Source organism: Bacteroidales bacterium, assembly GCA_014860575.1.
In the GTDB taxonomy this organism is placed as follows: domain Bacteria; phylum Bacteroidota; class Bacteroidia; order Bacteroidales; family JAAYJT01; genus JAAYJT01.
Map to the genome: position 1 here is coordinate 1 of JACZJK010000016.1, position 11,852 is coordinate 11,852.

5 protein-coding genes are annotated in these 11,852 nt (G+C 43.1%); all 5 read left to right on the plus strand.

The features are described 5' to 3' along the window. A partial coding sequence (locus tag IH597_03050) for a T9SS type A sorting domain-containing protein (protein ID MBE0661421.1) occupies nucleotides 1-141 on the plus strand: 141 nt, incomplete at its 5' end. Between the two features lie 124 nt (nucleotides 142-265). Beyond that, entirely contained in the window at nucleotides 266-4,333 is a 4,068-nt protein-coding gene (locus tag IH597_03055; protein ID MBE0661422.1) for a T9SS type A sorting domain-containing protein, read from the plus strand. Nucleotides 4,334-4,471: 138 nt separating this feature from the next. Continuing rightward, nucleotides 4,472-8,866, plus strand: a complete 4,395-nt coding sequence (locus IH597_03060; protein ID MBE0661423.1) for a T9SS type A sorting domain-containing protein — start codon at nucleotides 4,472-4,474, stop codon at nucleotides 8,864-8,866. Between the two features lie 45 nt (nucleotides 8,867-8,911). Continuing rightward, entirely contained in the window at nucleotides 8,912-10,372 is a 1,461-nt protein-coding gene (locus IH597_03065; protein MBE0661424.1) for an MBOAT family protein, read from the plus strand. A gap of 2 nt (nucleotides 10,373-10,374) precedes the next feature. Further along, nucleotides 10,375-11,844, plus strand: coding sequence for a hypothetical protein (locus tag IH597_03070; GenBank protein ID MBE0661425.1), 1,470 nt, complete (start codon nucleotides 10,375-10,377; stop codon nucleotides 11,842-11,844). The last annotated feature ends 8 nt before the right edge of the window (nucleotides 11,845-11,852 follow it).

The following is an 11,852-nucleotide window of genomic DNA, read 5'->3' on the forward strand; positions in this document are numbered from 1 at the left end:
GTTTACAGCGAAGTTGTAAGCATGAGCGGCAGCCATTACAGCCAGACACTTGACTTAAACCACCTGGACAATGGCATGTACATCCTCTCCATTGAAAGCCCCGATATCAATGTGTTCAGAAAATTGATTATCAGGAAATAACGTTTATAGAAACCTAAATGTTGAATCCAGCTTCAAATTTTGGAGCTGGATTTTTTTACTCCCGCCGACAGCAAATAAAGTGCTTAAGCAAATAATGACTAAGTTTGAAGAAAATATTGCCTTAATGATACGGAACTTGTTCATAACTGCTTTCTTTCTCGGAGTATCTTACTACTGCGCACAGGGTCAGACTATAGCAGATTCGATTCTGCTTAATCAACCGAATCAGCATTTTAATGAAGAAAACATCCTTTCAGAAGTTGAACTGAACTGGATGAGAAACCTTCCCAGGTTAGAGTATCAGGGAACAGGTGAAAAAGAGACTAAACTGCCCTCGTGGTTAAATAATGCGGAGCAACCATATTTCCGGCCGATATTTAATCAGGGATCGGCAGCATCCTGTGGGCAGGCCAGCGGCGTTTCCTATAATTTTACTTATGAAATCAACCGGGCCCGCAATTTACCTTCCGACGTTCCTGAAAATCAATATCCGACTCACTTTCACTGGAATTTCTCAAGTGGTGGCGATGGATGGTTCGGATCTAGTTACTTTCATAGTTTTGAGATTCTCCGAACTAACGGTTCACCCAATATTGCGGATTATGGAGGCATAGATTATGGCGGCGACAAGCGATGGATGAGCGGATACAATGAATGGTACCGCGGAATGTTTAACAGGATCGAAGGTGTTTATACTATTGATGTAAGCACACCGGAAGGACTGCAAACACTTAAGCATTGGCTTCACAATCATTTGGATGGATCAGAGATAGGAGGTGTAGCAAGTTTTTATGCAAATTCACCTTTCAACCTTAAACCTCTGCCGGCTGGAACTCCGGAAGCATCCCGCCTCGTTATTGCCAATTGGGCCGGACTGCCGGCCCATGCAATGGTTGTTGTTGGATACAACGATTCAATCCGCTGGGATTATAACGGCGATGGACAATATACTAACCATTTAGATATAAATGGCGATGGAGTTGTTGATATGCGGGACTGGGAAATAGGAGGGTTGCTATTCGGAAATAGTTATGGTGATACATGGGCCAACAAAGGATTTGCTTACATGATGTATAAAACCCTGGCAGACGATGTTTTCGATGGCGGCATTTGGGAACATTCCATGCATGTACTGAAAGTAAAAAGTGACTATTCTCCACTGCTTACTGCAAAAATTACGCTGAAGCATACTTCAAGGCGAAGCGTCAAGGTACAGCTAGGAATTGCCGCTGATACTTCTCTACAGTTGCCCGAGCATACGATTGAGTTTCCTATGTTTAACTTCCAGGGAGGCATCAATTATATGCAGGGAGGTAATTCTGAGGAGGACAAAACCATAGAATTTGGCCTGGATATGACACCCTTGCTCGATTTTATTGAACCAGGACAGAAAGCCCGGTATTTCTTGCAGGTTTTTGAAAATGACCCGGCCAACCAATATGATGGGGAGTTGGTTTCGTTCTCCATAATAGATTACTCCGGAGAAGAACCTGAGGAGTACCCTTATCCAAATCAAAATATTTTGCTCATAAATAATGGGAAAACTACTGTTGGAATAAGCGCTGAAATAGATTACGAACGAGTTTCGATCCAAACCACTGATTTACCGGCCTTGACACCGAATGAGTCAATGGTTGTTCAGATGGAAGCAAATGGTGGTCTTGAGCCTTATAAATGGTCAATAAAACAGGAATATTCGGAACATTATATGCCCTTCATAACCAGCCCTGAGTTTGAAAAGCGTGGAAGCACATTTTCAGGCTGGGGCCAATGGCAAACTATTGATCTTGATTTCAGCTTCCCGTTTTTTGACACGGCTTATGAACAAATTACAGCTTTCGCTAATGGATTTATAATGTTCAAAGAAGGAGCTTATCCGTATCCTTATTGGCTGGATCCAATGGTATTGTTCAACACTTTTGAATGTGTGGCGCCTTTTATGGCCCGCGAGCTGAAGCTTAAAGCTGAAAACAATGACACGATTTGGTTCGAACCAGCCGCCGACCACATCCGGGTGAATTGGATGTTAACCTATGAGGTTGGTAATTTGCAAACCCCTGTGGTATTCAGCGCAATTTTATTTGAAGATGGAAGAATAGAATACCATTATGAGGCCTTTTCGTTTGCCGAACATTGCAAGTGGGTGGCCGGTGTTTCAAAAGGCGATAAGATAAACTACCACCTTCTGGAAATATCAGGCAAACAGGAATTAGCCGGCAATACTGGTATTGGGCTGAGCCCGGTTTCTCTTCCCAATACGCTTAGTATTGGCACTGATGGCATACTCACCTGTACGCATGACGGTTCAGAGATTATTTATGACATTCTTGTGCAGGTGAGCGACAACTGGAGTATATCGGACGAAAAATCATTTCAGCTTACTGATGCCGTTCAGTTTTTGTTTGAGCCCGGCCAGGAAAACCTCATTGCGGGTTCATCGGCCAGCATTGATGTAACGGTTAAAAACATTTCTCCTGAGGAAATCAGTGATTTATTAGTTTGTTTTAATTCTCCGGAAGATGGATTCATTCTCTGGAATAATCCATGTTATCAGGCAGGTAGTCTCTTACCTGGCGAAATCAAACAGTTTACCCTCAGTGATGGATTTACAATTGCCCCAACCACACCAGAGAACTATCTTTTAAAGGTAACCGGTGTATTGGCATGGAATAACCAGTCAAGAATCAGGACCGCACATTTTAAGGTAAAAAAAGCCTCGCTTGGTATTACAAATTTTGTTGTACACGGAGCGACATCTGGAATTCTTGAACCGGGGAATATGTATAATATTTCCATTGGCATCGCTAATTCTGGTAATGCTATTGCTGAAAATGTTATAGTAAACCTTGTTTGTAACGATCCTTTCGTAATTCTTTATCCACCTCTTTCTTTTGATGTAGGGGATCTGCTACCCTTAAACGGAAATGAAATTACAGCCTCAATAGGCGTACATAGCAATGCCCCCAAAGGGTATATGTTTGAGCTGGAAATCGAACTCTTGCATAACAACCTACCCGGGATGGTTGTAGCACAGATGTTGTCTGTCGGAAATCCGGGCATTCTTATCGTTGATCTTGATCCCAACAACTCCTCGTCAGCATTAATGCTGGATGCTATCAGGAAAAATAACTTTACCAGAACTGCTGCAACAACGCTAATTACTGATCTATCGGGTTACAACCTCCTGATGGTGTGCCTCGGTGTTTTTCCTTACCGGCATGTTCTTACAGTGGAGGAAAGCACCATTATGGAGGCATTTCTTATGAATGGCGGTAATATATACATGGAAGGTGCGTCAACATGGAAAGGCGATCCCCGCAGGCCAGTTCATGACATGTTCAAAATACAGGGGTTTATCAACGGATGGCCTCATGGTATTGACTCATTGGTAGGAAATACCGGAACATTCGCCGATAACCTGACTTTTAAGTACCAGAAACAAATCGTAAAAACAGACGACATGCAGCCAATGGATGACGACGCCTTCGTTTTATTTACCGATATGCCACGCGGCTTGCATTATGCCATTGCAAATGAAAACGAAACGTACAAAACCATTGGTGCTACCTTTAAATTTAATGGAATTTATAAATCACTTTCAGACACTCTTCCAGTTCTTCTGATGAAGAACTACCTTGATTTCTTTGGGTTCAACACCAATAGGCTTACAGCCAATTTCACAGCCGATGCTTATGAGATTTGCGACACCGAAAGCGTTGGGTTCTCATTGAAAACAGCGGGCAATGTTCAAGCAGTTAGCTGGGAATTTGAGGGGGGAAGCCCGGCCATATCCAATGAATTTTCTCCGGTTATCCGATACGACGAACACGGAAAGTTTTCTGTCAGACTAATAGTTAGCGATGGTATCATGTCCGACACATTATTCCTTGAAGAGATAATTACAGTAAATTCCTGCACCGGAATTCCCCCAACCCGCAAACCAGCTTTCACAATCTATCCCAATCCGGCCAGTGATCATATCAGGATTATACCTGTTCACCAGGGTGATTCAGTGGCAACGATCAGGATATTTAACGTGAACGGGCAAATGCTTGAAGAAATACCTAACATCAGGCTTAATGCAAACAGTCCATTCAGCCTTGATGTTTCAGATTACAGGAGCGGCATTTACTTTATGAAGATCGCAGGTTCGCAAGAGGTTTTTACAGCAAGATTTATTATTTCGCGTTAAGCAATATGTTGTCATTAAAAGTGGTGTTTTGTATGCACTGTGCAAGCCCTCTTGTTTCCCTGAATGATCATACAGAAAATCGAAGACTAAGAATTTATATGTACTTTTAGGCCGTAAAACTCACAGAAGCAAAATAATATGAAATCATTTTCTACACTCATTATGCTTTTTTTAGCGTTCATATTTGTAAACGCCCAGCAAAATCAAATTAACCCCAAAATCAGTGGTTCTGCTCAAACTGAAACCCTGCCGCTCATAGATGAAGAAACCCTGGAACCTTTGCGTACGCTGGCTCCAATTTCTGTTCCCGCAATTTATTCTGGTCCCAACGCTCCATTGCTACCGATAGTCCTTGATAACTCAGCGCTTCCCTTTTTCCGGCCGGCGTATAACCAGGATGGTCTTTCATGCGGACAAGCTTCATTTGTGGGCTATATGTTTACTTATGAAATGAACCGGGTCAGAAATCTGCCTGGCAATATTCCTGCGAACCAATACCCGACCCATTTTGCATGGAACTGGGTAAACGGAGGTAATGGATGGTATGGAGCAAGCTATTTTCATTCCGCCGATATGCTCAGGCATGTGGGCACACCGAATGTACCGGTTTACGGCGGCATGTCGGCAGGCGGAGGCACACGCTGGATGAGTGGCTACAATGATTATTATCATGCCATGCACAATCGCATTCATGATGCGTATTCTATTAATGTTAGCACTCCTGAGGGTTTACAAATACTGAAGCACTATCTGAAAGATCACCTCGAAGGTTCAGAACATGGTGGTGTAGCAACATTTTATGCCAATCCCCCGCCACTTTATTCATTGCCCCCTGGCACTCCTGAAGCCGGCAAAAAGGTTGCTGTTAGCTGGAGCAGCGCAAATCATGCTATGACGATTGTGGGCTATCATGACTCAATCCGATGGGATTATAACAATGATGGACAATACACCAACCACCTTGATATTAACGGAGATGGTGTTGTTGATCTGCGTGACTGGGAGATAGGCGGACTAAAAATGGTAAACAGCTACGGTGGAGTTCCTAACTGGGGCGATGGCGGCTTTTGTTACATGATGTACAAAACGCTTGCTGATCCATACGGCGGCGGCGGAATCTGGAATAATGCGGTACACGTTATCAAAGCCAAATCCAATACTGAACCGCAGCTTACAATGAAAGTTACGCTGAAACATAATTTGCGTGAACAGATCAAGGTTACTGCCGGCTTGTCACTCGATCCGAATGCAACCTCGCCAACAATTGAAATGGATTTCCCCATTTTCCACTATCAGGGCGATCTAAGGCCTATGCAGGGCGAATTCACAGAGGAAGCCAAAACAATAGAATTTGGGCTGGACATCACACCTTTACTGAGCCATGTACCCAGCGGCCAGACTGCAAGATATTTTCTAAGGGTTTATGAAAAGGATCCAAACGGCACGGGTACAGGTGATATTCTGGCCTTCTCGCTTATGGATTACACCAATGGCGTTAATGAGATTGTTTGCCCCAATGCCCCAGTGCCACTTGTAAACGATGGTAAAACAACCCTCTGGGTGAATGCAGGCCTGACGTATAATACAGTTCAGATAAGTAACACATCAATTCCAGGCGCTCAAATTTATGAACCATATTCTACACAGCTTCAGGCAACGGGCGGAACATCGCCGTATCACTGGTCCTTAAAGATGGATTATGAGGAATCGCTTTCAACACAAACATTTCCAACTATAACTTCACAACAACTTACCCCAACCAGCAATACAAACGGGTATGCTACAAAAAAACTAGATTTTTCTTTCCCTTTCTACGGAGAATTATTTGACACCTTATTCATTCATGTGAACGGAGTTGTTTTGTTTGACCGGCAATTATATCCCTGGCCTTACCTTAACGAACCAATGGTTCTTTTCAAAGGATACAAGGGAATTGCACCTTACAATTTTGATCTTAGGCTATATTCAGGGCAAGGGATCTGGTATGAGGGTGATGAGAACTCAGCCACATTCAGATGGAAGGCATCACTTAACGGAAATCAGTCAACAGAGTTGAATTTTGCTGTGAAACTATTTCCAAATGGGGATATAGAATATTACTACGGCAATATGCAGTTTCCAGCAGGAACGCAATGGATCGGAGGGTTATCCAGTGGTGATTACAGGAATTATCAGTTGCTTTCATTTACTGCCGATCCTTCGGTTCAGCCAAATAAAAAAGTTGAATTTGAAGCCCCCGACTTTGCCTTTGAAATGAGCCTTTCAGCCGATGGAATCCTGCAAGGTATTCCAACCCAAGTGTATGATAATTGCCTGCTTACTTTCATGGCCACAGACAATAACAATCTTTTTGCAACAAAAACCCTGGCGCTGAACACTACAGGTCTAATCATAGATTATGCATTACAGTCGGGTACAAACAATATTCTCGAATTTGGTGAAACCGCCACAATGGATATCATCATCAAAAGCATGGAACCCGCAATGGTCACAAATGCAATCATGACCCTTGCCACAGAGGATCCCTTAATAACAATGATTGACAGCATTTACCAGATCAGTTCGCTCGCGCCCGGTGATTCAGTGGTTTTTGCGGGTGCATTTTCATTTAGCGTTTCAAACCAGGTTCCCAATAATCATTTGCTCGGCTTTGATCTTGATATCACCTCGGCGTCCGATAACTGGTCGCGGCAACTAAGCATGCATGCATTTGCCCCGCTGATCAATTTAACCCACGCTCTGGTTCAGGATGGCAGCAATGGCATTCTGGATCCAGGCGAAACAACTGATATTGCAATCTTTTTCAAGAACAATGGTGGTGCAGCATTGAATAATATCCTAATCAATATTTCAAGCCCCAACCCCGAAATTACACTGAATTCAACGCAGGCAACAATAAGCACACTTCCGGCAGAATTTGGGCAGTATGCTGTTTTTAACATTACTGCCTCCAACGATTTGACTTCCGGGCAGGTAATTACTATTAATGCAATCATTGACGGTCACAATGATTTCCAAACTACAGGCGAAATAAATATTATTACCGGAATTATTGTAGAGAGTTTCGAGAGTGGCAATTTCAATGCTTTCCCGTGGCAGTTTTCCGGAAACCAACCCTGGGTTATTGACACAGCAAGCCCTTACGAAGGAACATATAGCGCAAAATCTGGTACAATTGCCGATAACCAGACTTCAGTAATGGAAGTGACAATTATAGTTGCTGTGGACGATTCAATTTCATTTTACCGCAAGGTTTCCTCTGAACCCAGTTATGATTACCTGAAGTTTTATATCAATGGCGTACTAAAGGGTGAATGGGCTGGAAATGTTTCCTGGGGAAAAGTTTCTTACCCGGTGAGCGCCGGTGCAAATGTGCTAAAGTGGATGTATGAAAAGGATTACAGCGTTTCAACGGGTTCGGACTGCGCCTGGGTTGATTATATAACATTCCCTGCATTCTTATCAGTAAGCGCCGGGATTGACGGTCAGATATGCGAAGGAGAAACCTTTTCGCCTATTGGCAGCGCAACAAACTATTCCAGCATTGAGTGGTCAACCAATGGCTCAGGCAGTTTTGATAATCAGCATATCCTGAGTCCGGTTTACACTCCAGGTGAATCTGATATAATAATAGGCGAAGTTATGCTGACGCTTACCGCAGAGTATGCATCCAGTTCGTTGTCCGATAGTGTTATGCTTTCAATTTTGCAGATGGCCGAAGCTTTTGCCGGACCCGATTCTGATGTTTGCATCGGGGAAGTTTTTGTGTTGGATTCAGCTTATGCCGATAATTTTACCGAACTGCTCTGGGCAACAACTGGCGATGGCGCTTTCAATCATACCGCGATTCTGAACCCTGCATACACCCCCGGTCCGAACGACCTTGCCAACGGCTCAGTAACGCTGACGTTGAATGCTTTTTCCAATCCCCCTTGCGAGGTAGTCAGTGATGAAATTTTACTTTCGTTTGTAATGCTTCCAGGAATTGGTGTTACACCTTCGGGACCAGATAGCGTAGATTTATTTGTTCACTCCTCAAGCATCTATACAACTGTTGCATTGCCCCAGGCAATGAATTATTCCTGGGTGCTGGAGCCAGCATCGGCTGGGAGTATTTCAGGCGAAGGAACAACAGCAAGCGTTCAATGGAATTCAGCTTATACCGGATATGCAACGATCAAGGTTTGTGGATCAAATGCCTGTGGTGACGGCGGTTTTTCTGAAACCAAATCCACCTGGGTTTATGATTCTACTGTTGGAATTGAACTTCCTGAAACTGCAGACATGATCCGAATTGCACCCAATCCTTCAAATGGATTGTTCCGCCTGAATATTAACAGCCATAACGGTTTGCCATATTCAATAGCTGTAATTAACCCTATCGGCAACGTTGTTTATTATGATGAAGGATCGGTGTCCCATGCTGATGGGTCCTACGAAATAAACCTGGAAAACAGCCCGCAAGGCATGTATGTTTTGGTTTTCAGATCAAACAATATCACATTGCACAAGAAATTGGTAATTGGGAAATAGGTTCGCAGTATTTTATACTTTTGCCGTGCCACAAACATTTCCCCGATGAACTTCAGCAGCAGTCTGTTTCTCTTATATTTTCTGCCGGCTTTTTTGCTGGTCTATTTTCTTCTGGGAAGCAGATTTCGTAATGTTTTTACACTTGGCGCAAGTGCAATATTTTTTTTCTGGGGTGCACCTTCGTTTACCTTTTTACTGATAGTTTCAATCCTGATAGATTATTATCTGTCTGGCGCAATGCATGCAGCCTCAGGCAAGCCGCGCAAAACTTTGCTGGTGTTTCTTTTGCTTCTGAACCTTTCCATGCTGTTGTATTTTAAGTACACCGGCTTTTTCATCGTTCAGTTTAATATGATGATGGGTTGGCTTGGACTTCCCCGGATGCCGTTATTGAATGTAATACTGCCGCTCGGTATCTCATTTATTACATTCCAGAAAATGAGCTACCTGATTGACGTTTATCGCGGTACGACCCAACCCGCCGAAAAGCTCAGGGATTATGCGCTCTTTATATTTTTCTTTCCTAAACTCCTGGCTGGGCCGATAGTACGTTACAAGGAGTTTGCTCCCCGGATTGCCGAACGCAAAGAATTTTCGGGTTTTGAAGAACGACTTACCGGCTTTTTCAGGTTCTCACTCGGCCTGGCAAAAAAAGTGATGATTGCCAATGTACTGGGAGGATATGCCGACGAGATTTTTGCAACTGAAACCTTTCTGCTCAACACCAAAACCGCCTGGCTTGGAGCAATTGCCTATAGCTTCCAGATTTATTTCGACTTTTCTGCTTACAGCGATATGGCTATCGGGCTGGCACGAATGATCGGGTTTAACATCAAGGAAAATTTCAACAATCCTTACATTTCGGTTGGGATCACAGAATTCTGGAAACGTTGGCATATTACCTTGGGAACCTGGCTGCGCGATTATCTCTTTCTTCCGGTTGCCTACGCTTTGTCGCGGCGCATGCCCGAAAACAAATATCTTGGTCTGAAAACCGACAAATGGCTTTATATTTTTGCTAGCCTTATCACTATGCTGCTTTGCGGCTTTTGGCACGGCGCAGGCTGGACCTTTATTCTCTGGGGTCTCTATCATGGTGTTTTTATGTCAGTTGAGCGTTTGTTTCTGACAAAACTTATGAAAAAAGCAGGAAGGGTAATTGCCGTATTTTTTACGTTTTTCGTTGTTACCCTAGGATGGGTTATTTTCAGGGCTGATTCATTAACACATGCAGTTGAAATATATTCGCTGATGTTTTCACTTAATTTTCAGGTTGTAGATTTTTTGATCACACCACAATTGATAGTATTGCTGATAGTTTCAACTGTTTTTTCTTTCTGGGCATTAGCGCCAGGAATTGAAAAATGGCAAATGAAGATTTACACCGGAATACGGACTACCAATGGTTTAATTGCCATAACAGTGTCTGCTTTTATTTTGTTTATCATGGGTTTAAGCCAGGTAACAGCAAGCGGTTTTAACCCGTTCATTTATTTTAGGTTTTAGTCATGGATCGTTCAAGAATACTCACCCTGTTGTTTGTTACAGTCCTGGCAGTGATGCTCTTGCCTGAGTTGCAGAGACGGTTCAGGATATTTGAAATACCTCCGCTTGAAGGAGCTTTTGAAGTAATTGAAAGACCTGTTTTTTCAGTTGGAAAATTCTTTAATGGAAGCTTTCAACAGGAAATGGAGCGCTTCATTGAGGAAAAAGTTGGCTTCAGGCCTTTGTTGGTTCGCATCCGGAACCAGGCTGATTTGATGCTTTACAGAAAAGCACATGCCGAAGGCGTGATCATTGCCCGCAAAGGTGTGGTAATTGAAGAAGACTATATCCTTGAATACCTGGGACGTCTTTTTATAGGCAAGAACACAATTGATAAAAAACTTAACCGGATTAAGTTTTTGCATGATACGCTATCACAAAAGGGCATCAAGCTGGCCGTTGTGTTCGCACCCGGTAAGGCAAGCTTTCATGCCGATTTGATCCCAAATCGCTATCGGCCCTGGGATAAATCACTATCCAATTATGACTATTTTACCCAGCAGTGCAGGGAATTAGGAATCAACCACCTCGATCTGAATCAGTATTTCAAAGATCTGAAATCAATTGCATCCTATCCACTCTATCCCAAATATGGCACACACTGGAGCACATATGGGATGAGCCTCGCTGCCGATACGCTGTTAAAGTACGTTGAAAGTCTTTCAGGACAGCCATTAAACCAAATAAAACACGGGCCTGTAGACCTTACATCTCATTTAAGAGATACTGATTTTGACGGGGGCAAATCAATGAACCTTCTATGGAAACCACGAACCGGAAAAATGGCTTATCCCCGCCTCGCATTTGAAAATGATGCAGGTAAGCATCGCCCGATGGTATTGGTTGTTGCCGATAGTTATTACTGGAATATTTATAATGCAGGAATTCCCAAAAACATCTTCGCAAATGAGGCATTCTGGTATTATCACCGCCAGGTTTACCCTGACTTTTACCTGGATCAGAAAACGGTTGACCAACTGGACATAAGAACCGAAATTGAAAAACAGGAAGTAATTTTAGTAATGATAACGGAGCGGTTCCTGCACACAGCTTTCTGGCATTTCACTGATGATCTTTATAGAATCTATAAACCAGGTTTTCAGGAAGATCATCTATACAACTATGGAAACAGCATCCGCCGCGACCGCCAGTGGTTTGGAGATGTAATCGGAAAGGCAAAGAAACGTGGTCTGACTATCGAAGAAATGATACGGGTTGATGCGGAATACATGTTTATGCTGGATTTTAACGAAAAAATTGAAAAAACACGCGACAACTATATTATCTACTACGAGTTGATGATCAAAGATGACCCGGAATGGTATGAACAAGTGCTCCGAAAAGCCCACGAGAATGCTTTAAGTACTGAGGAAATGCTTCGCCGTGATGCGGTGTGGATGTATGAACATGATATTTTGGGCATGCATCGGTAGTCACAGTC